This window comes from Mucilaginibacter mali (genome assembly GCF_013283875.1).
GTDB classification, from domain to species: Bacteria; Bacteroidota; Bacteroidia; order Sphingobacteriales; family Sphingobacteriaceae; genus Mucilaginibacter; species Mucilaginibacter mali.
In genome coordinates, this window is sequence record NZ_CP054139.1 from 5,218,427 (window position 1) to 5,241,914 (window position 23,488).

The 23,488-nt window shown below is 48.1% G+C and carries 24 protein-coding genes; 12 read left to right on the forward strand and 12 right to left on the reverse strand.

The window, feature by feature from the left end:
• Positions 1–2 precede the first annotated feature (2 nt).
• The 3 genes from cydB to HQ865_RS22090 all read right to left on the reverse strand — a co-directional run bounded on the left by cydB (position 3) and on the right by HQ865_RS22090 (position 4,792).
• A complete protein-coding gene (cydB, locus tag HQ865_RS22080) occupies positions 3–1,037 on the reverse strand; it encodes a cytochrome d ubiquinol oxidase subunit II (RefSeq protein WP_173416983.1) in 1,035 nt (344 codons plus the stop codon).
• A 647-nt stretch (positions 1,038–1,684) separates the two neighbouring features.
• Positions 1,685–3,058 carry a cytochrome ubiquinol oxidase subunit I gene (locus tag HQ865_RS22085; protein ID WP_173416984.1) on the reverse strand — a complete coding sequence of 458 codons (1,374 nt, stop codon included), beginning with the start codon at positions 3,056–3,058 and terminating at the stop codon, positions 1,685–1,687.
• Positions 3,059–3,412: 354 nt separating this feature from the next.
• Positions 3,413–4,792: a pseudouridine synthase gene (locus tag HQ865_RS22090; RefSeq protein ID WP_173416985.1), complete on the reverse strand. Its 1,380-nt coding sequence runs from the start codon at positions 4,790–4,792 to the stop codon at positions 3,413–3,415.
• A gap of 229 nt (positions 4,793–5,021) precedes the next feature.
• Here HQ865_RS22090 and HQ865_RS22095 point away from each other — a divergent pair, with 229 nt between their 5' ends.
• On the forward strand, positions 5,022–5,810 hold the full coding sequence (locus HQ865_RS22095) for a lytic transglycosylase domain-containing protein (RefSeq protein WP_173416986.1): 789 nt from the start codon (positions 5,022–5,024) through the stop codon (positions 5,808–5,810).
• A 136-nt stretch (positions 5,811–5,946) separates the two neighbouring features.
• Here HQ865_RS22095 and HQ865_RS22100 read toward each other — a convergent pair whose 3' ends face one another.
• Positions 5,947–6,798: a 4-hydroxy-3-methylbut-2-enyl diphosphate reductase gene (locus HQ865_RS22100; protein ID WP_173416987.1), complete on the reverse strand. Its 852-nt coding sequence runs from the start codon at positions 6,796–6,798 to the stop codon at positions 5,947–5,949.
• Positions 6,799–7,083: 285 nt separating this feature from the next.
• On the opposite strand from HQ865_RS22100, the gene HQ865_RS22105 reads away from it, so the two are divergent.
• On the forward strand, positions 7,084–7,449 hold the full coding sequence (locus tag HQ865_RS22105; RefSeq protein WP_173416988.1) for a diacylglycerol kinase family protein: 366 nt from the start codon (positions 7,084–7,086) through the stop codon (positions 7,447–7,449).
• Positions 7,439–8,164, forward strand: a complete 726-nt coding sequence (recO, locus tag HQ865_RS22110; RefSeq protein ID WP_173416989.1) for a DNA repair protein RecO — start codon at positions 7,439–7,441, stop codon at positions 8,162–8,164. The genes HQ865_RS22105 and recO overlap by 11 nt, the downstream gene beginning before the upstream one ends.
• A 136-nt stretch (positions 8,165–8,300) precedes the next feature.
• On the opposite strand, the gene HQ865_RS22115 is transcribed toward recO, so the two are convergent.
• From HQ865_RS22115 to HQ865_RS22125, 3 genes are all read right to left on the reverse strand, one after another.
• Positions 8,301–8,552 (reverse strand): hypothetical protein, encoded by a 252-nt coding sequence (locus HQ865_RS22115; RefSeq protein ID WP_173416990.1) that lies wholly within the window; start codon positions 8,550–8,552, stop codon positions 8,301–8,303.
• Positions 8,553–8,784: 232 nt separating this feature from the next.
• A complete protein-coding gene (locus HQ865_RS22120; RefSeq protein WP_173416991.1) occupies positions 8,785–9,447 on the reverse strand; it encodes a LytR/AlgR family response regulator transcription factor in 663 nt (220 codons plus the stop codon).
• The gene (locus HQ865_RS22125; RefSeq protein WP_173416992.1) at positions 9,444–10,511 is read right to left on the reverse strand and encodes a sensor histidine kinase; all 1,068 of its coding nucleotides are present in this window, start codon (positions 10,509–10,511) and stop codon (positions 9,444–9,446) included. Before HQ865_RS22125 ends, HQ865_RS22120 begins: the two co-directional genes overlap by 4 nt.
• A 198-nt stretch (positions 10,512–10,709) precedes the next feature.
• Here HQ865_RS22125 and HQ865_RS22130 point away from each other — a divergent pair, with 198 nt between their 5' ends.
• From HQ865_RS22130 to HQ865_RS22155, 6 genes are all read left to right on the forward strand, one after another.
• Positions 10,710–11,894, forward strand: a complete 1,185-nt coding sequence (locus HQ865_RS22130) for a TlpA family protein disulfide reductase (RefSeq protein ID WP_173416993.1) — start codon at positions 10,710–10,712, stop codon at positions 11,892–11,894.
• Positions 11,895–12,122: 228 nt separating this feature from the next.
• Entirely contained in the window at positions 12,123–12,755 is a 633-nt protein-coding gene (locus HQ865_RS22135; protein WP_173416994.1) for a hypothetical protein, read from the forward strand.
• The gene (locus tag HQ865_RS22140; RefSeq protein ID WP_202020416.1) at positions 12,752–13,057 is read left to right on the forward strand and encodes a winged helix-turn-helix domain-containing protein; all 306 of its coding nucleotides are present in this window, start codon (positions 12,752–12,754) and stop codon (positions 13,055–13,057) included. The genes HQ865_RS22135 and HQ865_RS22140 overlap by 4 nt, the downstream gene beginning before the upstream one ends.
• 56 nt (positions 13,058–13,113) lie before the next feature.
• Entirely contained in the window at positions 13,114–14,451 is a 1,338-nt protein-coding gene (gene creD / locus HQ865_RS22145) for a cell envelope integrity protein CreD (protein ID WP_173416995.1), read from the forward strand.
• Positions 14,452–14,666: 215 nt separating this feature from the next.
• On the forward strand, positions 14,667–15,398 hold the full coding sequence (locus HQ865_RS22150) for a ferritin-like domain-containing protein (protein ID WP_173416996.1): 732 nt from the start codon (positions 14,667–14,669) through the stop codon (positions 15,396–15,398).
• Between the two features lie 20 nt (positions 15,399–15,418).
• Complete coding sequence (locus HQ865_RS22155) at positions 15,419–15,844, forward strand: hypothetical protein (RefSeq protein ID WP_173416997.1); 426 nt, start codon at positions 15,419–15,421, stop codon at positions 15,842–15,844.
• On the opposite strand, the gene HQ865_RS22160 is transcribed toward HQ865_RS22155, so the two are convergent.
• On the reverse strand, positions 15,841–16,359 hold the full coding sequence (locus HQ865_RS22160; protein WP_173416998.1) for a hypothetical protein: 519 nt from the start codon (positions 16,357–16,359) through the stop codon (positions 15,841–15,843). The two genes, HQ865_RS22155 and HQ865_RS22160, sit on opposite strands and share 4 nt — an antisense overlap.
• A 93-nt stretch (positions 16,360–16,452) precedes the next feature.
• Between HQ865_RS22160 and rlmD the strand changes: the two genes are divergently transcribed.
• From rlmD to HQ865_RS22175, 3 genes are all read left to right on the forward strand, one after another.
• The gene (rlmD, locus tag HQ865_RS22165) at positions 16,453–17,859 is read left to right on the forward strand and encodes a 23S rRNA (uracil(1939)-C(5))-methyltransferase RlmD (RefSeq protein WP_173416999.1); all 1,407 of its coding nucleotides are present in this window, start codon (positions 16,453–16,455) and stop codon (positions 17,857–17,859) included.
• 180 nt (positions 17,860–18,039) lie between these two features.
• A complete protein-coding gene (locus HQ865_RS22170; RefSeq protein ID WP_173417000.1) occupies positions 18,040–18,429 on the forward strand; it encodes a hypothetical protein in 390 nt (129 codons plus the stop codon).
• Positions 18,430–18,538: 109 nt separating this feature from the next.
• Complete coding sequence (locus HQ865_RS22175; RefSeq protein ID WP_173417001.1) at positions 18,539–19,048, forward strand: phosphoribosyltransferase family protein; 510 nt, start codon at positions 18,539–18,541, stop codon at positions 19,046–19,048.
• Between the two features lie 280 nt (positions 19,049–19,328).
• Here HQ865_RS22175 and HQ865_RS22180 read toward each other — a convergent pair whose 3' ends face one another.
• The 4 genes from HQ865_RS22180 to HQ865_RS22195 form a co-directional block, all read right to left on the reverse strand.
• Positions 19,329–21,035, reverse strand: a complete 1,707-nt coding sequence (locus tag HQ865_RS22180; protein ID WP_173417002.1) for a sodium:solute symporter — start codon at positions 21,033–21,035, stop codon at positions 19,329–19,331.
• A 108-nt stretch (positions 21,036–21,143) separates the two neighbouring features.
• Positions 21,144–21,335 (reverse strand): hypothetical protein, encoded by a 192-nt coding sequence (locus HQ865_RS22185; protein ID WP_173417003.1) that lies wholly within the window; start codon positions 21,333–21,335, stop codon positions 21,144–21,146.
• A gap of 113 nt (positions 21,336–21,448) precedes the next feature.
• Positions 21,449–22,225 (reverse strand): SDR family oxidoreductase, encoded by a 777-nt coding sequence (locus tag HQ865_RS22190; protein ID WP_173417004.1) that lies wholly within the window; start codon positions 22,223–22,225, stop codon positions 21,449–21,451.
• A gap of 126 nt (positions 22,226–22,351) precedes the next feature.
• Positions 22,352–23,440 (reverse strand): glycosyltransferase, encoded by a 1,089-nt coding sequence (locus HQ865_RS22195; RefSeq protein ID WP_237073546.1) that lies wholly within the window; start codon positions 23,438–23,440, stop codon positions 22,352–22,354.
• Between the last annotated feature and the right edge of the window lie 48 nt (positions 23,441–23,488).

The following is a 23,488-nucleotide window of genomic DNA, read 5'->3' on the forward strand; positions in this document are numbered from 1 at the left end:
AATCAATAACTCATCTCATCCAGTTTCACTTTCCCCTTAAAGGTCATAAACACAAAGGTGGTGTAGCCTACTACCATCGGAACGCCAATAGCCGCCATCAGCAGCATAATGCCAAGGGTCTTTTCAGACGATGAGGAATTGTATACGGTTAAGTGATTAGCCGGCGAGATCTTGCTGAGCAGCATATTAGGATACAATTCGATAGCCACCAGCACCATCAGCAAACTAATGGTTACCGACGATGAGATGAACGCGAACAGGTATTTGCGTTTGGTGATCTGCCGGGTAATGTTGGCAATGGCCAGCACCATCATCACCGGTATCACAAATAACTCGGGGAAACGGCGTATCACCGTGGCCATGTGCGGCAGGTACAGCAGGGTATAGAACGAGGTAAGCAGGATCATGATCACAAAGAAGATGGTGGTGTTCTTCACCATAATGGTCAGCTTGGTGTAAATGCGGTCCTCGGTTTTCATCACCAGGTAAATGGCGCCGTGCATCATCAGCAGGGCCAGGGTAGTGATGCCCATCATAATAGCGTAGGGATTTAAAAACTCCATAAAACTGCCCCTAAAAACATGGTCGGGGCCAATGTTAATGCCTTGTATCACATTGCCCAATATCAGCCCCAGCAAAAAGGCGATGAGCGAACTGCTACAGGTATAACAGATATCCCACATACGTTTCCACCACAGCATCGGCTCCTTGCTCCTAAACTCGATAGAGATCGCCCTGAAGATGATCCCCAGCAAAAACAAAATAAAAGGCACATAAAACGCCGACAGCAGCGAAGCATAAACCACCGGGAAACCCGCGAACAGCGCCCCGCCGCCAATTACGATCCATACTTCGTTGCCATCCCAAACCGGGCCAATAGCATTCAGCACAATGCGCCGGCTGGTCTCTTTATTAAAGAACAGGTGCAGCGCACCGGCCCCCAAATCAAACCCATCCAAAATAATGTACCCGGTAAACACAGCCCCTATCAGCAGGAACCACCAGGTTTGATAATCGATACCGAATAATGTTGCCATAAATTTATTCTAATCATTCTTCAATACGCCATCGCGGGCGATAGCGTGGCGATCCCCGATATGCAAAGCCGCTCTTTATGCCGGGGATCGCCACGTCGCTGATAGAAGCGACTCGCGATGACACGCTTTTTTTATTGCGTTACCTTCGGCCCGGGCTATCCGCTCATACGCCTGCAGGCCTTATCCACAGGGCCGGTATCCGCTGCTATCCCTAACTCGGGTGGCGGCTCTGCTAACTTCCTTACTCACCCCGACGAGGCTTCGCCTGTCGGCCCTCTTTTCGCTGCGCGGAAAGAAGGGCAGGATCGTAGCGATGGGTTTGAAACCCATCGCTACGATCACTATTCCCTCTTTTGCCAAAGGCAAGAGAGGGTGGTCGGGCGAAGCAACGACCGGGTGAGTCAACGCCGGCCATGCTATCAGCCAGCGTATCACCACTATTGCTTGTCTCCATGTAGTGATGGGTTTAAAACCCATCGCTACGGTTATCAGCGCACATTTTTTCCAGTTCCCTCCTTTGGGAGGGATGCGGCTGCCTGTGCAGTGGCAGGGAGGGGTTTAGCCACGATGTGGTACCTTATAAACCCCTCCCTGCACCCTTCCCGTGGGAGGGAATCGCACATCCCCTACGCTTTTACGGAAGGACATCACCCCAAACTATCCGCCATCTCAATATGCCGCGGACTATGATCCAAATTCTCGTCATCATACGGTCCGTGCTTTATCTTCTTATTCAACACATAAATAAACAGGCCGAACAATACCAAATATACCCAGGTAAATAATATCAGCGAAAAGATAATGTTACCCGCCGATACCGCCTGCGACAGCGCCTTTGATGTGCGCAGCAAGCCATACACCACCCATGGCTGGCGGCCTACCTCGGCGCTGTACCAGCCTACCTGGTTGGCTATCTGCGGCAACAGTACCGAGAACGAAAAAATATACATCAACCATTTTTTATCGAACAGTTTGCCCCGCCACCATAAAAAGCAGCTATATAAAGTTAAGGCGATCATAAACATACCGATGGCCACCATCAGGTGATAGGTCTGGAAAACAAAATTTACCGCTTTGGGCCGGTCCTCGGGTTTAAAGTTATTGAGGCCGGCAACTGGTTTTTTAAAATCGCCTTGTGTCAAAAAGCTTAACCCGCCCGGGATGGATACCCCATGGGTTTGATTGTTCTTTTGGTCCACATAGCCGAACAGGTACATATCGGCGGCTTTCGTGCCATCGTAATGCCCCTCTAAAGCGGCCAGTTTAGCAGGCTGGTAACGCGCTACCACATCGGCCGACTGGTGCCCTGCCACCAGTTGCAGCAAGGCACAAACGGTAGCTACCGCCAGCGATATCTTTAACGATTTGCGCGAAAATTCTACATGCCGTTTCTTACGGATATAGTAGGCACTAATGCTGAGCACCAGGAAAGCGCCCGAAAGGAAAGCACCCAGCCAAACATGCGTAATGCGCTGTACCGATGAGGGGTTGAACACCATGGCCCAAAAATCGGTGATTTGCGCGCGGGCATCCAGTCCGCTGCCTACAATGTGGTAGCCGGCCGGTGTTTGCTGCCAGGAGTTGGCCACTACGATCCAAATAGCCGAGAACATCGACCCTAAGGTCACCATAACGGTAGAGAGGAAATGCACCCAGGGTTTTACCTTGCTCCACCCAAAAAGCAGTACGCCAAGAAAGCCCGACTCCAGCGCGAAAGCGAAGATGCCCTCGGCCGCCAGCGCGCTGCCGAACACATCGCCCACATATTTTGAATACACAGCCCAATTGGTACCGAACTCAAACTCCATTACAATGCCGGTAGCCACGCCGATGCCAAATATCAGGGCGAAGATGCGTACGTAAAAGCGGGTCATGCGCTCGTATATCTTCTTGCCGGTTTTTAAGAACAGGCCCTCCATCACTACCATAATGAGGCCAAGGCCAATGCTTAGCGGCGGATAGATATAATGGAAGGCGATGGTGAAGGCGAATTGGATGCGGGCCAGGATCTCGACGTTCATAACGTATTAGTTTTGAGGTTGAAGTACAGGCAAATGTCGGTATAGAAATGCCTGTTGCGCCTGCGCCGCAAGCTAAAAATTTAATTTAGAACGGATATTAATTGTATATTATTTTTGTTACAAAGCGCCGATTTAGTATCGGCTCCCATGGGCGGCGGGCATAGCGCGATTCCTTCCCATGGGGAGGGTGTAGGGAGGGGTTTCTACCATATTACTCATGCCTAAACCCCTCCCTGCCACTACGCAGCTCTTCCGCACCCCTCCCCAAGGAGGGAACTGTCAAATCATGGGCTATTACTCTTCCAGGGGAGGGAACTAATAAAAAAGCCGCCCTCGAAAAAGGGCGGCTTCAAATTATTTTATCAAATGCTTCAGTTGGATAATCTCTTCTTCCTCTAAAAAGCGCCAGCGGCCGCGTGGCAGGTCTTTTTTGGTAAGGTTAGCGTAGATGGTGCGGTCGAGCTTTACCACCTCGTAACCCAGCGATTCGAAAATGCGGCGTACGATACGGTTTTTGCCGCTGTGTATTTGGATCCCTACTTCACGTTTGGTGCCGCCGGTTACGTAGGCTACCATATCGGGTTTAATAAAACCGTCTTCCAGTTCAAGGCCAAAGCCTATTTTGTTCAGGTCGCCCTGGGTTAAGGCTTTATTCAGTTCAACCTGGTACAGCTTCACCACGCTGTTACGCGGATGCGATAACTTATCGGCCAGGTCGCCGTCGTTAGTCATTAATAACAGGCCGGTAGTATTACGGTCAAGGCGGCCAACAGGGTAAATACGCTCGCGGCTGGCTTTTTCAACCAGGTGCATTACGGTGCGGCGCTCCTGCGGGTCGTCGGTAGTTGTGATATAATCCTTCGGCTTGTTCAGCAATACGTAAACCATTTTCTCGCGCTTCAGGGTCTCGCCGTTATAACGGATCACATCCTTTTGCGGGTTTACTTTAAAGCCCAGTTCGCTGATCACCTCGCCATTTACCGATACCACACCGGCCACGATCAATTCATCGGCCTTGCGGCGCGAGCAGATCCCGGCGTTAGAGATATAGCGGTTCAAGCGGATCAGGCCGTCATCTGCAGGTTTATCGGCCTTTTTATTGCGGCTGCGCATTATGCGTTCAGGAGCTTCTTCCTGCTGGCGTTCGCGGCGTTGCGCGTAGCTGCTTTCAGGGCGCTTGCGGAATGGCGTTTCGTTTACGTTATCGCCTTCGCGCTTTTTAAAGCCGCCGGTTTTTCTATCTGCCGGGGCATCACTGTTATAGGCACGCTTTGGGCGGTCGCCAAAGGCGGGTTTGCTGTCGCGGTCGCCAAATGGTTTGCGGCCTGCGCCAAATGGCTTTTTATCACCATCGGTATTATTGCCATAAGCACGTTTCGGGCGGTCGCCAAAGGCGGGCTTGCTGTCGCGGTCGCCATAAGGTTTGCGGCCTGTGCCGAATGGCTTTTTATCGCCAAACGATTTTTTATCGCCGGCTGCATCGCTGCCAAATTTGCGCGCGGGTTTATCGCCGGGGCCGTAGCCTGTGCCTGATGGTTTGCGTGAAAATGATCTGTTTTCTGATGGGTCGCTGTTGTAGCTTCTTTTGGGCCTGTCGGTACCGGGTTTGTCTGTACCGAACTTACCACGGGCCGAAGATGTGGTGGTTCTTTTTGCGCCGTCGCCCTTCGCGGGCCTGCCGGATGATTTGCCGGACTTGTCGTCACGACTGTTCCGTGGATTTTTAAATGCCATATTTTAATATTTAGCGCTTCGCAGCGGGGGTGTAAAGGTACAGTTTTTTTATATTTTTTTAAAACAATTTTAACACTGTAAATGTTTGACTTTCTGAACTGTAAAGACCGGAAAACGGCCGGGTGAAAACACCCAAAATGGCCCTCGTTTTTGCAAGTGCTTGATATTCTGAATAATATCCGTATCTTTGCAGCGCTTTATAGCTTATTTGTTCACTAAAAAAACACGAATGATTAAAAAACACTTAATTACGTGCTCCGTAATTTTGGTGCTGTTTATCGTTTCTCAGCTGTTTATTTGCAGTACAAACTTTAAGAGGAAAGCAGTATCCGTTACCACTACTACTGTCGACGAAAAAGCAGTCAACAGTATCCCTCTCTTCATCAGGTACAATAAAGATGCCAATGATGAAATTAATTTTGCCGATGAATCAACTCCGGTAAACAATACAGGGGTTACCCGCAAGCTTAATCGCTCTATACGCGCGAACAGCTATCGCAATATAGGTTCGGATGTGTTGCATAAAAAGGCCAAAATGTTGTTCCCGATCATCGAACCGATATTGAAGATCTATGGTATTCCTGAAGATTTTAAGTATATCCCACTGGTAGAATCGGGTTTAAGTTCGGGAACATCTGTAAAAGGCGCCCGCGGATTGTGGCAATTTATGCCCGGTACAGCGCGCACTTATGGCCTGAAGGTAAATAAAAACGTAGATGAGCGGCTTAATGTGCGTAAATCTACCATAGCAGCCTGTATTTACCTGCGCGAATTATTTGGCGAGTATAACAACTGGACCCTTACGGCCGCGGCCTATAACCTGGGTACCATTAAGCTAAACCGCGCCATCAGGCAAAACAAAAAGCGTAATTACTATTTTATGCACCTTAACGCCGAAACCGGTAGCTATGTGTATAAACTACTGGCCATGAAGGCTATTATTAACAAGCCTGATAATTACGGCTACAAAAACAATTACGCGTGGATAAACCGCCCCGATTTACTGGCGGCTAACTAAAACAGCAAAAATTACGGAGCATTTTATAAGCCCGGCAACGCACGTTGCCGGGCTTTTTTATAGATGTTGCTTTTTACCCTACAAGTGAAAGGTAGCCGGTTGAATATAAGTGCCGTGCCGGCCCCGGTTATGAAGATCAATAACTCTCCAACCGCGCCTTTACCAACTCCATCAGCCACATTGGCGTAGAAGTAGCGCCTGCGATACCGATAGTTTGGCCGGGTTGAAACATCTCGGGGTGCAGTTCATCAACCGATGATACAAAATGCGTATTGGCGTTATGCTTGCGGCAAACTTCAAACAATACCTTTCCGTTTGATGACTTTTTGCCGGATACAAATACCACCTGATCGAACTGTTTGGCAAACTCGGGCAGGTCCTTATCCCGGTTGGATACCTGGCGGCAAATGGTATCGTTAGCTTTCACCTCGAAGCCTTTGGCCAGTAGCTGGTCTTTTATCTGGTAAAATTTATCGGTGCTTTTGGTGGTTTGGCTATACAGGGTAAATTTCTGCGGCAGGTCGAGCGCGTCCAATTCGGCAATATCCTGGAAAACCATCGCTTCACCATTGGTTTGGCCTTGCAAGCCAATTACCTCGGCATGCCCATGCTTACCGAAGATGACGATCTGCTCATCATTATCGTGCGATGCCTTGATACGGTTCTGCAATTTCAACACTACCGGGCACGACGCGTCTATCAGCGTGATATTATGCTCCATGGCCAGGCGGTAAGTCTCGGGCGCTTCGCCATGGGCGCGGATAAGCACCTTCTCGTTATGCAGTTCGTTAAGTTGACTATGGTCGATAATGCGCAGGCCCTTGGCTTTCAGGCGTTCTACCTCCTCGTCGTTATGGACGATATCGCCGAGGCAATACAGGTAGCCGTCTTCGGCCAAAATATCTTCGGCCATATCAATAGCGTAAACCACGCCAAAGCAAAAGCCCGAATCGGCATCGATAGTTACCTGTAAATTGTATGCTCCCATATCGGTTGTAAAATTACGGAGAAAAGTTTGGATTATTTCAACACGCTCTTACTAACAATTTGTCATTTGATAGAGCGGGGATGGATAGGGCATTGGGACGAAAGAGAAATCTTATACATAAGACAGGCTGCGCGCATAAGATTTCTCTCTCACCCCTCTCGCACATGGCCACTACTGTTCATTCGAAATGACAAGCGGTTATGATATGGTATACAAGTAACGTTTATGGCAGCCCACGCTTCTGCATTGTTTCGAATACTCATTAGGCTTCGTATCTTTATCGCCATGAAAAAACTGATACGTGGCTTTGGTTATGCTTTTAAAGGGATAGGCTATGCCACGGCCACGCAGGTTAACTTCAGGATCCACCTGGTGGCATCACTAACGGCTACCTTGTTAGGCTATGCCTTGCATGTATCGGCTAACGAATGGATCTGGATCATCTTCTGTATGGCGCTGGTACTGGCCGCCGAATTATTCAATACCGCTATCGAAGTACTAACCGACCTGGTATCGCCCGAGTATAATAAAAAAGCCGGCCACGTAAAGGATGTTGCCGCCGGTGGGGTGCTGGTAACGGCCATCTTCGCGCTGATAACCGGCACCATTATTTTTTTACCCAAGATATTAGCCCTGATACATGCTGCATAAAACCCGTGGCATTGTTTTTAAAGTAACCGATTACGGCGAGAACAGTGTGATCACACAGGTGTACACCGAAAAATTCGGGCTGCAATCATACATCGTTAACGGCGCAAAAAAGCCAAAGGCCAAGATCCATCGCAACATGCTGCAGCCACTGCACCTGCTGGATATGGTGGCTTATCATAAAAACACCGGCGCTGTGCAGCGCATTGCCGAATTAAAGAATGCGCCCCTGCTGCAAAGCATTCCGTACGATGTAATTAAAAGCAGCATTGTGATGTTTTTGAACGAAGTACTGTACCGCTCGGTTAAACAGCAAGCTGCCGATGAGCATTTGTTTAACTTTATCTTCCACGCCATCGAACTGCTTGATCAGCAAACAAGCGGCATCGCTAATTTTCATTTGATCTTTTTAATACGATTGAGCCGCTACCTGGGCTTTTATCCCGACCGGAACAAACCCGACGGCGCCGATTACTTTGATATGAAAGACGGTGTTTTCACTAAATACAAGCCCGAGACCTGGAATTATCTCTCGCCCCCGCACACCGGCAGTTTTTACCGGTTATTAAGGGTTGGCTTTGAAGATATGGATAGCATCAACCTAAAAAACGATGAACGCCGCTACCTGCTGAATAAAATACTGGAATACTACGCCCTGCATGTGGAGGGTTTCGGTAATATCCACTCGCACGAGGTGCTGGAGGAGGTGTTGGGGTAAAGCAGAAAAGTTCGGTTCCCTCCCTGGGGAGGGCAGGGAGGGGTTTATACGTTAATACATCGTGAAGAAACCCCTCCCTGCCACTTCACAGGCTATCGCGCCCCTCCCAGGGGGAGGGAACTTTCCGGGGAGAGGTCTACACCTCGTGCCCCAATACTTCCTTTTTAATAAATTCGATGTTAGATTCGGGCAGCGCGTTGCCGCCAATTTGGTGCACGGTGCCATCGGGTTCAATTTGTAGCTTGGCATCCAGGTTTTCCATGTGCACGTCCAGTATATCGTCGTTTTTTTCTACCCGGCATTCCAACTCCCTTCCCGCATAGTTGATGGTAAATGTGTATTCGCCATCGCTGCCGTTTACCGGCGCTGTATTTTGAGTAGTTTCCATAATTTTTTGCTTTGTGTTTATATCATAGATAACACGGGGGATGGGACGGTTGTTTTAGGAATGTGGCGTATTGCTGTCCGTAAATAAACATTGTCATTTCGAACGAACACGGGAGGGGGATATGCGTTAGCGTGGAAGAGAAATCTTGTACGGCTCGCTTTTCGCACGTATAAGATTTCTCTCTCGCCCCAACTTCTGCACACCCTTCGCTCGTTCGAAATGACAAAAAAGATTACAATCCCACCCTGTAATTCTCCCCGATCGGCACCCGCTCATCGCCAACTTCCAAGTGCTGGCGGCCAAGCAGGGTGATGGCCTGCCGGTTTACCAAATACGAGCGGTGTACGCGCATAAAAGTATCGACAGGTAATAAAGCCTCCAGGTTTTTCATGGTCATGTGGGTAAGGTGGTTGCCCTGTTTGGTTTTCAGGTGGACGTAGTCCTTTACCGATTGGGCCAGCAACAGGTCATCGTGATTGATCTTCACCAGATTACCGGCTACCTTAAAATAGGTGTAGGTTTTAGTGGCCTCCGCATCGGGCTGCTTTATTTTTAGCAGCTTATCAATGGCTTTACTAAAGCGCTCGAAGGTGATAGGTTTCAGCAGGTAGTCTACCGCGTCCAATTCAAAACCGGTTAGGGCATGTTCGGCATATGCGGTGGTGAAAACTATCATGGGTGGCTGCTTTAACGACCGCACAAAATCTAACCCGGTGATGGATGGCATCTGGATATCCAGAAATACCAGGTCTGTTTGTTGGGTATGGATGGCATCGAAGGCTTCCAGCGCGTTGCGGCAACGGCGGATCAGTTGCAACTGCGGAAATTGCGCGATATGGCTTGCAAGGATCTCCAACGCCAGTGGTTCATCATCAACTATAATACACCTGATCATAACATTTGCAGACTAAGGTTTAACTGGTAAGTATCGGCTTCATCCTTAATATTCAGCACGTGTTTACCTGGGTACAACAAATTTAAGCGTTTAAGGGCATTTTGCAGGCCGATACCTTTTTGCCCCGCTTTTGCCGCGACCGGCTTGCTGTTATTAACCTGTAGCACCAGCTCATTTTCCGTTTGAAAAATAATGACATTCACGAAGCCATCTCCCGTTTCTTGATGTAAGCCATGCTTAAAGGCATTCTCAACAAAGGGTAATAGCAGGAGGGGCGCGATCTGTGCACCAGGTTTGATACCTTGCACATCAAAGTTAATGCTGTTCCCCTCGTGCTGGCGGATCTTTTCGGCATCGATATAATCGGTTATAAATTGGATCTCCTTGCTTAGTGGTACAGCTTTGTTTTCGGCTTCGTACAAAATATAGCGCATCATATCGGCCAGTTTGGCTACCAGTGGGGCAGTATCTGCAGACTGCTTCAGGGCCAGCGCGTAGATGTTATTAAGTGTATTGAAGAAGAAGTGCGGGTGCAATTGGGCCTTCAGATAGTTGAGTTCGGTAAGCAATTGTTCTTCCTTCAGCCGGCGCATCTGATCATCCTGTTTGGCCGAATAGATAAAATAAGCCAGCGCCCCGATGCACAAAAACTCGCGGAACATATAGATGACGCTGAAGTGGATCACATCGGCCTTAGCCCAGCGCAGGGCATCATGCCGGATCTTTTCGGGGAACCAATTTATATGACCAACAGTGATGTAAACGCCCCGCATATAATAATGCATACCGGCAAGGAACAGCGCCGTATACAAAATAAACTGCAAGTTTTTTTTAACCCTGAGCGCATGGCGCACGATATGGTAGTAAACCAAACCGGCAATCAGGTTAGTAGTGCCGAAGATCAGGTCGAAATTCAAGTTTTCGCTAAAGCGCGCGATGTTGTGCTGCTCGTTATAGCTATACTCTACATCGGTAAGGATGGGGAACAGGTAATAAAAGATGACGAAGAACAGGATCTCTATCCTTAAATATTTCCATTGCCTGTGCGCGCGCCAATTGTGCATGGTGCAATTTAAGGGATATTTTGCGGGATGCCCGGTATGGTAACCGTCGTTTTCGACTAAACTCCCCGTTTTTTCGACGAAGCCGGCTTTCCGATTGTTCGTCTAATTATCAGCGGTGCCGGTCTAAAAGCCCAAATGCCTATGCAACAGGCGGTTTTCTTTGTATGCCTTTTGGGTACATTTAATTTAATCATCAAAATGAAAACTAACCTAAAAAACCACCTCGCAGCCTTTGCCGCGATCGTTACTTTCGCTTGTCCGCACATCAGCCTTGCACAGCAAAACTCCGCGCCACCGGCTTTTTTAGCGATGGCGAAAAAACTGGAATCGTTAAAGTCCATTAGTTATAATTCGTACCGCGAGATCAACAACATTACCGATAACTACTTCGCTAAGCAATCGGCCACCTGTTATATCGAATTTAACCAGGTCGATAAACTCAGCGTATCGCGCTTCCGGATGGAGGCGGCGGATTATATTTCCGTTTACAACGGCACCGAATCGTTCGGCCTGAGTAAAACTAAAAAGACCTATACCTTAACCGAGCGCATCGACCCCAAGTCGTTTGGTAGCAACTCCTATTTCTTTAATTCCATCCCTACTATTCGCAGCGTCGCTCAGCAAATTGCAGAGAGCGATACCATCCCCAAACACCAGCGCGATACGGTTATCGACGGTAAAAACTATAAACTGGTACAGGTAGATCTGCACCGCAGTTCGTTACAGTACATGGGCAGCACCATGCATTTTACTAAGGATGTTACCATTTCCTATCGCATCGTTATCGATCCCGAAACCTGGCTGCCTTACCAGGTGCTTGAGCGCAATAATATCAACAAGGATGGCTATAATACCAAAGTTGTTTTTACCGATATCAACACCAACCCAAAACAACCCGATGAATACTCCTGGTACTATACTACCTACCTGAAAGATTACCAGCCCGAAAAACAGGAGAAGCGCGAACCACTGATAGCCACCGGAGCGATACTGCTGGATTGGGGCCTGCCCGAATTTGGGACCGATAAGCAGCTAACCGCCGCCGATGTAAAAGGCAAACTGGTACTGCTTGATTTCTGGATCAAGAACTGCGGCCCCTGTATGGAGTCGTTCCCGGTATTGCGGCGCTTACAAAAAACCTACGGCGGCGATAAGTTTCAGCTGTTGAGCATTAACGCTTACGATAAAAAGGAGGAGATCGCCTTTTTTTACAAGCGCGAGAAGCCTGCTTACAAAATGCTGTACAACGGCCTTAGCTGGAGCAAAGGCATTGGGGTAAGCTATTATCCAACAGCGATATTAATTGACAAAACCGGAAAGGTGATCTACTCGGGCGGGTTTGAGCATGAGAAGATAGAGGCTTTGATAAAGGCGAATCTGTAATTTTTTAACCACAGAGGGCACGGAGGTTTGCACAGAGATCACAGAGATTTTAAATACCACTTAAATTAATGGTCATAAAACCTAATCTCGTTCATGATTAGCTCCGTGCCCTCTGTGCAAACCTCTGTGATCTCTGTGGTTAATTCTCTACCACTACCTTATTTTCAAATTTTATTTGCATATCCAATTTCTTATCCATTACTTTGAATAACAAAGTACTTTACACAAGTGGAACAAAACCAGGCACACCAGGACCTTGCATCCATCCGTAATTTGATGGAGCGCTCTTCAAAATTTTTATCGCTTAGCGGGCTTTCGGGCGTGTTGGCGGGTGTTTATGCATTAATTGGGGCAGCGCTGGCATATTACCTGATCTATACCGGCGAGCGACATGATACTTACCATATAGAATATCGTTCGGTAAATTATTTGCTCGATTCGAACGTTGGGGACTTATTATTTATCGCTATAGCTGTACTTGGCGCATCACTGCTGACCGGTTTTTTGTTAAGTGTGCGCAAAGCCCGTCGCTCAGGTCAAAAATTTTGGAACGCGGGCAGTAAAGCATTGTTGTTTAACCTGGTCGTACCAGTGTTGACCGGCGGCTTGTTGATCCTTATTTTTATATGGCGAGGCTATTTCGGTATCATTGCCCCTGCCGCATTGATATTTTATGGCCTTGCGCTGATCAGCGCGGGCAATTTCACCTATAAGGGCGTGCAATACCTCGGCATCAACGAAATTTTGTTAGGTTTGTTAGCTGCATTGTTTCCCGGTTATGGCCTGCTGTTTTGGGCTACCGGCTTTGGAGTACTGCATATTATTTACGGCGCCGTAATGCATTTTAAATACGAAAAGTGAACATCCCCTTCGATAAATTAGATAAAGCGTTTGAGAACCGGGTAAGGTTACAAATTATGAGCATACTGGTGGTGAACGAGCGGTACGACTTTAACTCGCTTAAAGACCTGCTGGGCGTTACCGACGGTAACCTGGCCTCGCACCTGAAAGGGCTGGAGAAGGAGGAGTATATTGTGGTGAACAAATCATTTGTTGGCCGTAAACCCAACACTACTTACGAGGCTACCGACAAAGGCAAGCATGCCTTCAAAGCTCACCTCGACGCACTGGAAGCTTTAATTAAACAACAAAAAGTAAGCTAAATTTTTTTATCCATAAACTTTGAAATTCAAAGTACTTTTATTTAAACTTTAAAACAATGATAGGACCAATTGAAAAACAATCGAAATGGTACGAGGGATCGGCCATCATGATCAAATCGGGTGTGATCGCGGTAATGATACTCGCCCTGCTTATCCCATCGGCCTGGATCCAGGATCTGGTTACCGAACGCGAGGGTTATCAGCAGGGAATGGTTAAACAGGTAAGTAACGAATGGGCCGGCGACCAAACCATACAAGGCCCGGTATTGGCGATACCCTACAAGTTATCTATCGAAGAAACAGATGCTAACAAAAAAACCACTACGCACGATGAGATCAACATGCTGTATGTATTGCCGCAAAACCTGAAGATAAAGGCCGATGTAAAAGGCAAATCGATGTCGAGAGGGGTGTACGATGCCATTGTTTATAATTCGAAGATAGATTTGCAGGGTGATTTCCCGGTGCCCGATCTGAAGGCCCTGGGTATTGACGAAGCTACAGTACTTTACGATAAGGCACGGCTGGTATTCGGCGTAACTGACATGAACGGCCTGAAGAATACCCCCGTAATTAAAATAGCGGGGCAGGATTATACTACCGAGCCCGCAGCGACAGGTCATAATCCCTTCGCCAACGGTTTGCAAGCGCGTTTTGCCTTGCAGAAAGGCCAGGGTTTCGCTTTTAGTTATCAGCTCGATCTGAGGGGCAGCAACAACCTGCAATTTTTACATACCGGTAAAACCACCGATGTGGAAGTAAACAGCGATTGGGCGCACCCCAATTTTGATAACCGTACGCCCGATAACAGCAACATTACCGATAAAGGCTTTACGGCCAACTGGCGGATGAGTTATTTTAAGCGTCCGTTCCCGCAGCAATGGGCCGGCGATGATTCGGTACTGGCGGCCGGAAAGTCGCGCGCGCAGGCAACGTTTGGTGTAAGGCTGCAATTGCCTATCGATCAATACCGCAAGGTGATGCGCACCACCAAATACTCAACGCTGGTGATCCTCCTCACTTTTGTTTCTCTTTTCCTTACCGAACTGATCCGCAAAAAGCGCATCCACTTGTTCAACTACGCGCTCATCGGGGCGGCCATGATCGTATACTACACGCTGCTGCTCTCCTTTTCCGAGCAATTGGGCTTCAACTGGTCGTACCTGATATCGTCGGCGGCTACCATCGCGCTCATCGCCTGGTTTACGGGCTCGCTGTTAAAGAATGGCAGCGCTGCGGCCCTGTTTGCCGGGATACTCACCGTTTTCTACGGCTTTATCTACGTACTGGTGCAGTTGGAAGAGCTATCGCTAATGGTAGGCAGTTTGGCCTTATTTATTGTAGTAGCCGCGCTGATGTATTTCTCGAGGCGGATAAATTTTGAACAGCATTAACACCTAAATCATATCATAACCATCAAAAGGTGTGAGCAAGTGCTGGTTCCCTCCCATCGGGAGGAGGGGCGACCGGGGTGTGCGGTGGCAGGGAGGGGTTTAACCGCGATGCAATATCGCAGAAACCCCTCCCTAACCCCCCCGCTGGGAGCGAACCGGCACTTGCCATGCTTTTGCCCGGAAACTTACATAACCACAACAAAACATCACCACATATGAAAACAAGCAATTACTGGATAGGACACTTCAAGGCAAATGCCCTGCAACAAAGAGTAAACTGGGAACAAAAACCAAGTTTAACCGAACAGGAGCTGACCACCATATTACCATCGCTGCAAGCCTGGCAACTGGGCGAAACATCTGAGGGGCGGCACCTGCTTGCCGCGGCCACCAAATACGCGCACCAGGTTGGCGACATGGCTTATATAGATGCCGTGAAACTGTTTATTAAGGAAGAGCAAAAACACGGCAACAACCTGGGCTTTTATCTCGACGCCATTGGCCAGCCGCGGGTTAAAAAGGATTGGGGCGATACGCTTTTCCGGCGCGTGCGGTATTTCAACACCAATATGGAAATATGGACACTGGCCGTAATTGTGGTAGAAAGTACCGCGCAGATATTTTACCAGGCCCTTAAGGATGCCACCAACTGCCTGCTGCTAAAACAGATCTGCACCGATATTTTGGTGGATGAAGCCTATCATATCACCTTCCAAACCGAGCGGCTGGCCATTATTTACAGCCGAAAAGGCGCATTTTCGCGGGCCTGGCGCAAAACGGCTTATAAGTACTTCTTCTTTTCGGTGGCCTGCATTGTATGGGTGGCGCACCGGCAATTGTTTAAGGCAGGCGGTAATACTTTTGGCGGCTATCTGAAAAAAATGCAGTATAAATACGCCAAAACGCTGGATACTATTACCGGTACGGCGCTGGCGCAATGGGCTTAACATTTTAACTGCATAAACAGATGTACCGCCCTTTATCATACGCCCTAAAAATATGGGTTACTGCGTTGCTGGCATGCCCGGTAATAGTTGCTGCATACATGTGTTACGTAAATAATAGCTATAGCTTTCTGTCGGTCATCGTCTTACTTGTCCTCGTTGGGGCTATCTGTTCGTTGCCAAGTCTGTTATTGCTTTGGTTGGCTATACATTTGTTAAGAAATTGGGATGCGGAAAATTATCAGTACCAAAAGCAGGCATTATCAATTATCTGCGTGGTGCTTTCCGGCTTTCCATTTTTATTACTGGCAGAGCCAGCCGTTTCAGATGAAGTTTGCTTTTTAGCCCTGTACGCCGCAGGTACTGTTGCCGGCGTTTGGATATATAACCTGCATCCTAAAGAAGATCTGTCCGGAGATTTGCCCGAAATTAACGAAGAGGTTGATTAATTCCCCTCGTACAGTTGTTCGCCCAGTTCCCAGGTATAATAGCTGTCGATAATATATACCTCGGTGGCTTTGTGCTTCAGCAGGGTGATCTGCTTATCCTTTTTAAAGATGGACGGGTAGGGGTTAACCACGGGGCTTACCCTGGTATCGGCTTGCTTAAGGCGGTAATCCACGCTCTCTTTTTTAAACCAGAACGGCCCGCTGAAGGCGGCCGTCTTTAAATTAATAATGCCTTCGCTAATGACGATCTCAACCACCACCTTGTTAATGAATTTACCTTTGGCTACAATAAGCAGGTACTGCGCAAATCCCAGGAATATCACCATCCCCAACTCGCAATAAATAAACATTTCGATATCGTTACCCAGGTATTTGTTGTACATAAACAGGGTATATAGCAGTAATACAATATCACAGATGTAACAATCGCGCTTTAGCCGCTGTGTTACCTTCAGCAGGGTAAACAGCAATTCCGTATCGGCTTGATGAGTCTGATGGGCTGCGGGCGGATTCAACAGGTGGTGTTTAGTGTTCCCTCAAATATAACAAAATATGGCTTTTTTTGCCCGCATTGCGCTTAAATAAAATACCCGTACCTTTGCAGCCTGATGAGAAGAAGAACACCCAACGAGGTTTTTGAAAACGTAAGCATTATTGATATTGCCGAAGAAGGCCGCGGCATAGGCAAGCCCGGCGAAATGGTTTTATTTATAGATAAGGCCGTCCCCGGCGATGTGGTGGATGTGGAACTCTACCGCAAAAAGAAGAATTTTGGCGAGGGAAAGATCATTGAACTAAAAAAGGCGTCCGACCACCGCACCACCCCATTTTGCGAACACTTTGGCACCTGCGGCGGCTGTAAATGGCAGCACATGGACTACAGCGCGCAATTGCAGTTTAAGCAAAAGGCCGTTAACGATGCACTAAGCCGTTTGGCTAAAATAGATACCACCGGTATGCTGCCCATCGTTCCATCGCCCGAAGACCGTTACTACCGCAATAAGCTGGAGTTCACCTTTTCGGACAAGCGCTGGCTGTACGACGGCGAGAGCCGCGAAGACGAACAACTGAACATGAACGCCCTGGGCTTCCACATCCCCGGCCGTTTTGATAAGATATTGGATGTGAACCACTGCTACCTGCAGGCCGATCCGTCAAACCAACTGCGTAACAGCATTAACAACTTTGCCAAACAACACGGCATCAGCTATTATAACCTGAAAAACCATACCGGCTCGCTGCGTAACCTCATCATCCGTACCTCTACAACCGGCGAGTTAATGGTAATCGTGGTTTTCGCCTTTGCCAGCCAGGAAGAGGTTGACCTGCTGATGAATTTTGTAGATAAGGATTTTCCGCAGATCACCTCTTTACTATACATACTTAACGAAAAGAAGAACGATACCATCTTCGACCAGGAAGTACTGGTTTGGCGCGGCCCCGAATATATTCATGAGGAGATGAACGGCATCCGCTTCCGCATCGGGCCAAAATCGTTTTACCAAACCAATTCGGTGCAGGCCCTGCGCCTTTACGAGATCACCCGCGATTTTGCCGGTTTTAAAGGCGATGAACTGGTGTACGACCTTTACACCGGCGCCGGCACAATTGCCAACTTCGTGGCCGGCAGTGTGCGCGAAGTGGTGGGCGTAGAATATGTACCATCAGCTATTGAGGACGCGAAGATCAACTCGGCCATTAACAACATCACCAGCACCAAATTTTACGCGGGCGATATGAAGGATGTACTAAACGCCGATTTTGTAGCCGAACACGGTAAACCCGATGTCATCATCACCGATCCGCCACGCGCCGGTATGCACCCCGATGTGGTGGCACGCCTTATGGAGATAGAAGCGCCAAAAATTGTATACGTAAGTTGCAATGCCGCCACCCAGGCCCGCGACTTGCTGGTGCTGAAGGAGAAGTATACCGTAACTAGAATACAACCGGTAGACATGTTCCCCCATACACAGCATGTGGAGAATGTGGTGCTGATGGAATTGAAAGGATAATACTCACCCGGTCGTTGCTTCGCTCGACCACCCTCTCTTCGCCTGCGGCGCAAAGAGGGGACAAGGTAACAGGATATAGTTCCTGCCCTCTTTCCGCGCAGCGAAGAGAGGGCCGACCAGCGTAGCGTAGTCGGGGTGAGTCTGCACAGTAAGATTGGTGCAGAAATTAAAAGACATAATATGGAACGCGAAGAATTATTAAATACCGGCGGCGGCGAAAAGAAGGACAGTCCGCTGGCCAGCCTGGGGGTCGATCTGCGCCTGTACAGCGAATCGCTGCGCGAGGTGGCTTTGGAAATTATGATGGAGGGCATATCTAAATACCCCATCTTCGCCGCGCACCAGCATGAACTATCGCTGGGCGAACTGCTGCTGGATAAAGAAGAATTGAACACCGAGTGGAGCATCCACGCCTCAACCCTGGAAGAGTTTGAAGAGCGTGGTATCATTAAACCCATACTCAGGCAGCGCTTTATCGACAACTACAAAAACCCGCACGACTTTATGTGCGTGTTTGCCATTGTACCAGAGGGCGCCAATTTTGTATTTTTCCCGTACGGAGAAGAATAAATGGGGTTGCAAGGTTGTAATGTTTCAAGGTTTAAAAGTTTTGTCATTACTGAAGGTAACAGATTAACCTTTCAACTTTGTAACTTTACATCATTACAACAAGAAAACCATGCCCGATAAACGCATACCGATACTGAACCATCAGCAAATACAGCAAAAGCTTGACCGTATTGCCTACCAGATATTAGAGGATAATTTTGACGAGACCGAAGTGATCATTGCCGGGATATTGCCACGGGGCAACTTTTTAGCCGATAGGTTAAAAAAGATACTGGACACCATCGCGCCGTTTAAAAGCATCATGATCAATATCGAACTGGAAAAGCAAAGCAGCAGCCTGGTGGCCAAAACCGATACCGACCTGGCCGTTTGCGCCAACAAGGTAGTGATACTGGTTGATGATGTACTGAACAGCGGTAAAACCCTGGCCTATGGCTTCGGCGTGTTTTTAGATGTGCCGCTTAAAAAATTGCGCACCGTGGTATTGGTAGACCGTAACCACAAAAGCTATCCTGTTACTACCGACTACGCCGGCATTGCCCTTTCTACCGTATTAAAAGAGCATGTTGATGTAGTATTTAACGAAGAAGGCGGCGAAGACGCGGTTTATTTGCGGTAGGGTTTAAAACACCAATTCAATGTCATGCTGAGTAATATAATCCCGGCGGCCTCTAATGGTTTTTATGACATGCCGATGAAAGCCCCCTCTAAATCTCCCCCAAAGGGGGAGACTTTGGAACCCTCTCCTCTTGAGAGGGCAGGGTGAGGCTTCAGCGGAAAAACAAACATGTCATGCTGAACTTGTTTCAGCACCCCACCACATAGGTCTGGGTGGCAGCGTTTAACCCATGCAAACGGGATCCCGAAACAAGTTCGGGATCTTTACACCTACAATATTTCTACGCCCGCTTTTGCTGCACCTGTAACGGCGTAATAAAATAATTCAATATCGCCGCAATGATGATCACCAAAAAGCAGCCGATAGGGTTCAGCCATAAAAACGCGACGCGATCGGTAAAGCCCAGGTAGCAAACAATGGCCTCGGTGATCAGCGCGGCAATGAACACCGGTGTCCCGCCTATCTTTTTAAAGTAAAAGGCCACTACAAATACCCCCAAAATAGTGCCATACAGGTAACTGCCCAGCAGGTTCACAGCCTCCAGCAAATTCCCCATTTTACCGGCAAATAAAGCCATGCCGATGCAAACCAGGCCCCAAAATACCGTTGCCAGTCGCGATGCCAGCAAGTAAGCCGCGTCTGAGGCGTTAGGATTGATGACCCGTTTATAAATATCCACCACCGTTGTTGATGCCAGCGAATTGAGCGCGCTTGCCGTCGACCCCATGGAAGCCAGGAACACAATGGCGATCAGCAAGCCGATAAGTCCCACCGGCAGGTTTTGCTTTACAAAGCTCAGGAATACGTAATTGGCATCATCGGTATTGGCGGTGGGATTATTTTGCTTCATTAAAGCAATACCCTTGTTACGGATAATGGTGGTTTGTTCGTCAGCGCTTTTTAGTTCGGCTGTGGCGCGGTCAATTTCGTTCTTGTCGCTTTTTTCTACTGCATTAGCCAATACTGCCGCCTTTTGTTGCTTCATGTAACTAAAAAAGCCGTATTGCTGTTCCAGTCCGTTGTAGCTTTGGGCGTACCGGCTTTGCTTAATTTGATTAACCTCGTAGCTGTTAAAAAACATGGGCGGCCGGTTAAACTGGTAAAAAGCAAATACCAATACCCCTATCAGCAGGATAAGGAACTGCATAGGGATTTTTATAAGGCCGTTCATTATTAAACCCAGGCGACTTTGCGCTACGGTACTGCCTGCTAAATAACGCCCTACCTGGCTTTGGTCGGTGCCGAAATAGCTGAGCTGTAAAAAGAACCCGCCTATCAGGCCGCTCCAAACCGTGTAGCGGTTATTCCAGTCAAAGTGCCAGTCTATCACATTCATGCGGCCCATTTTACCGGCAATGTGCAGGGCATTGGTAAAGCCCGAGCCATTGGGCAGCAGTTTTACCACCATCACGCCGGCAAAAAACATCCCTAAAAAAATGATGCTCATTTGCATCAGTTGCGTATATGATACCGCTTTGGTACCGCCATAAACTGTATAAAATATCACCAGCCCGCCAATAAACAGGGTAGTATGCACCACGTTGATATTTAAAATGGTTGACAGGATAATGGATGGCGCGTAAATGGTAATTCCTGTAGATAATCCCCGCTGAATTAAGAACAACAACGAGGTTAGCGCGCGCGTCTTCAGGTCGAAGCGTTGCTCCAGGTATTGATAGGCGGTATAAACTTTGAGCTTGTGGAAGATGGGCACAAAGGTGATACACAGCACGATCATGGCCAGCGGCAACCCGAAATAGAACTGCACAAAACGCATCCCGTCGGTATAAGCTTGTCCCGGTGCCGAAAGAAAGGTGATAGCGCTGGCCTGCGTAGCCATAACCGACAGCCCGATATGATACCAGGGCAACGAGCGGTTGCCGACCAGAAACTGATCGATATTTTTATTGCTGCCGCTTTTCCATACGCCGTAAAGCACAATGGAGAGCAGGGTAACAACAAGAACTATCCAATCGATATAGCTCATTTAAAATACAGGGTAATGAGCCAGAATATAAAAACTAAAAAAACCAGCCATACAGCCACAAGGGTGTAAAACTGGTTCCAGTTACGTATAAATGATGGTAATTCCGGATCAGGCGTCAACACGGCCTTTAACCAATACGTTCACAAACAGCGCGGTGAACAACAGGCCAACAACAGCGCCGATTACGATAGAAAGGAATGTAATTTCGATACAAGCAGCGGTAAGGATACCCGATACCAAACCTACCAGGTAGTACAGGTTAAAATCGTTCGCTTTTTTTTCTGTGTGATGATGTGACATAATATGCTGTGCTATATAACAGTGGCAAAAGTAACGGATTAATGTTTAATGTGCAAGTTGATTTAAATAACACATAACCAATTAACCATGGCGAAGCGCTATACGGGTTCTGCTTAAAATATTCCCCTGCTTGCGCCCCCATCAACCTGGATGGTAGTACCGCTAATGTAAGCGGCCTGCTCCGATGCCAGGAAAGCCACCAGCGCGGCCAGTTCTTCGGGTTTGCCAATGCGGCCCAGCGGGATGGCTTTAGTCTTTTCTTTCATTACCAGTTCCGGGTCGGCATTTTTGGGGAACGTATGTTTAATGCGATCGGTTAGAATAAGCCCCGGGGCAACGTTGTTTACAGTGATGTTGTATGGGCCAAATTCATCGGCCAGCATTTTGGCCATGCCTACTACGCCCATACGCATACTGGTACTCAGTACCGAATTCGCCAATACCGACTTTACCGATCCGCTAATGATATTGATAATGCGCCCGCTGCCCGCTTTTTGCATATATGGCAGCACCTGCCTGCTGGTACGCGCGAAGCTGAGCAGGTTCAGTTCGAAGGCTTTTTGCCATTGCTCGTCGCCCAGGTTTTCAAATTTATCAAATGGCGGGCCGCCGGCATTATTCAGCAGGATATCAACACGGCCGAATTTAGCGGCGGCTTTCTCTATAAAACCCTGCAATTCACCCGCCTGCGATACATCAACAGACATAGCAATTACTTCGTTCCCGGTCTGTGTACTTATTTCGGCAGCGGTTTTGCTGAGTTCGGCCCCATCGCGCGAGCCAATGATAACCTTTGCGCCTTCGGCAGATAAGGCCGTGGCTATGGCCCGTCCCAGGCCTTTGCTGGCAGCTAAAACAATGGCTACCTTATTGGTGAGTTTTAAATCCATGGTGATGTGTTTGTTTACTAAACTCGTCATTGCGAGGAACGAAGCAATCTCTAAGCTATACAGGGCAAATATAAAGGTTTTGGGTGGGTGTAGAGATTGCTTCGTACCTCGCAATGACGAAATAGTTTACACCCGCCTACCCTTCCACACTGTAGTCTTCGTTAAATACCGCTGTATCGATAAAAACGAGATCAGCATCAAACTAAACATTTGCAGAGGATGCAGCAGCACATTTTTCCACGCACTTTGCCCGGCCGAAAGCGATATCATAATACGGCTAAGGATGATCAACCCGCACATTAGCGCGATGAGCCCGGTATTTAGCGTGGTGAGAATAATAAGCGGGCCGCCAAGCAATATCATTAAATATACAAGCAGCGATAACACATTGTAATTAAATGCGGCCAGCACATCCCGGCTAAAGCCGTTCAGCGCGTCTTCATAACCTGTATAGGCCCGGCAGCTAATCAGTCTATTGGCCAATAATGTTTCCGCACGCAACCCTTCCTCTTTTACCAGGCGCATGATCTCCACATCTTCTACTACTTTTTGCTTTACCTGCTGATGCCATTGGTGGCGATGATAGGCCACGGCTTCAAACAGCATAAACTGCCCGCTGGCGGCGGCAATGGCCCGGTTCCTCACCAGATATACCAATTGCAGGGGCAGCAGATTAAGCAAAATATAATGCATTAGCGGCACTACCAGGTGTTCGCCCAGGCTGTGCATTTCCTGGTTGCTGAAAAGGCTTAGCATCCCCAGGTCCCGCAAATGCATACGGTGCAGCGCGCTGTTGATGAGGCCATCGGCTACCTGTTCGTCAGCATCAAGAAATAATAAATATTCGCCCTGCGCTTTTTTGGCTAACTGGTAGCAGGCATAGTTTTTACCAAGCCAGCCCGGCGGCAGCGGCTTGCCTTTTATCACACTGCATTTGGGGTGTTTTGCCGCAAAATCCTCACAGAGGGCAAGCGTGTCGTCGGTAGAGTTATCGTCAAGGATAATAACCTCGTAGTTGTGATAATCCTGCGCGTGAATAGATCGCAGCAAGTTAAGGATATTATGGGCCTCGTTACGGGCAGGGATAAGAATGGATACCTTATTATGATAAGGCTTATGCACGCGGCGCAACTTTGGGTCGGACATGAAATTAAACAGGCTGACCACAAAACGCAGGATAATAAAAAAGAAGATGACCGACAGTACTATAAACACTTTGATAAAATTATTGCCGTAGCGATGGGTTTAAACCCATCGCTATAT

Excerpts from the sequence above, each read along its gene's own strand:
- cydB (WP_173416983.1), bottom strand. The coding sequence starts at position 1,037 with ATGGCAACATTATTCGGTATCGATTATCAAACCTGGTGGTTCCTGCTG.
- HQ865_RS22085 (WP_173416984.1), bottom strand. The coding sequence starts at position 3,058 with ATGAACGTCGAGATCCTGGCCCGCATCCAATTCGCCTTCACCATCGCC.
- HQ865_RS22090 (WP_173416985.1), bottom strand. The coding sequence starts at position 4,792 with ATGGCATTTAAAAATCCACGGAACAGTCGTGACGACAAGTCCGGCAAA.
- HQ865_RS22095 (WP_173416986.1), top strand. The coding sequence starts at position 5,022 with ATGATTAAAAAACACTTAATTACGTGCTCCGTAATTTTGGTGCTGTTT.
- HQ865_RS22100 (WP_173416987.1), bottom strand. The coding sequence starts at position 6,798 with ATGGGAGCATACAATTTACAGGTAACTATCGATGCCGATTCGGGCTTT.
- HQ865_RS22105 (WP_173416988.1), top strand. The coding sequence starts at position 7,084 with ATGAAAAAACTGATACGTGGCTTTGGTTATGCTTTTAAAGGGATAGGC.
- recO (WP_173416989.1), top strand. The coding sequence starts at position 7,439 with ATGCTGCATAAAACCCGTGGCATTGTTTTTAAAGTAACCGATTACGGC.
- HQ865_RS22115 (WP_173416990.1), bottom strand. The coding sequence starts at position 8,552 with ATGGAAACTACTCAAAATACAGCGCCGGTAAACGGCAGCGATGGCGAA.
- HQ865_RS22120 (WP_173416991.1), bottom strand. The coding sequence starts at position 9,447 with ATGATCAGGTGTATTATAGTTGATGATGAACCACTGGCGTTGGAGATC.
- HQ865_RS22125 (WP_173416992.1), bottom strand. The coding sequence starts at position 10,511 with ATGCACAATTGGCGCGCGCACAGGCAATGGAAATATTTAAGGATAGAG.
- HQ865_RS22130 (WP_173416993.1), top strand. The coding sequence starts at position 10,710 with ATGAAAACTAACCTAAAAAACCACCTCGCAGCCTTTGCCGCGATCGTT.
- creD (WP_173416995.1), top strand. The coding sequence starts at position 13,114 with ATGATAGGACCAATTGAAAAACAATCGAAATGGTACGAGGGATCGGCC.
- HQ865_RS22150 (WP_173416996.1), top strand. The coding sequence starts at position 14,667 with ATGAAAACAAGCAATTACTGGATAGGACACTTCAAGGCAAATGCCCTG.
- HQ865_RS22155 (WP_173416997.1), top strand. The coding sequence starts at position 15,419 with ATGTACCGCCCTTTATCATACGCCCTAAAAATATGGGTTACTGCGTTG.
- rlmD (WP_173416999.1), top strand. The coding sequence starts at position 16,453 with ATGAGAAGAAGAACACCCAACGAGGTTTTTGAAAACGTAAGCATTATT.
- HQ865_RS22170 (WP_173417000.1), top strand. The coding sequence starts at position 18,040 with ATGGAACGCGAAGAATTATTAAATACCGGCGGCGGCGAAAAGAAGGAC.
- HQ865_RS22175 (WP_173417001.1), top strand. The coding sequence starts at position 18,539 with ATGCCCGATAAACGCATACCGATACTGAACCATCAGCAAATACAGCAA.
- HQ865_RS22180 (WP_173417002.1), bottom strand. The coding sequence starts at position 21,035 with ATGAGCTATATCGATTGGATAGTTCTTGTTGTTACCCTGCTCTCCATT.
- HQ865_RS22185 (WP_173417003.1), bottom strand. The coding sequence starts at position 21,335 with ATGTCACATCATCACACAGAAAAAAAAGCGAACGATTTTAACCTGTAC.
- HQ865_RS22190 (WP_173417004.1), bottom strand. The coding sequence starts at position 22,225 with ATGGATTTAAAACTCACCAATAAGGTAGCCATTGTTTTAGCTGCCAGC.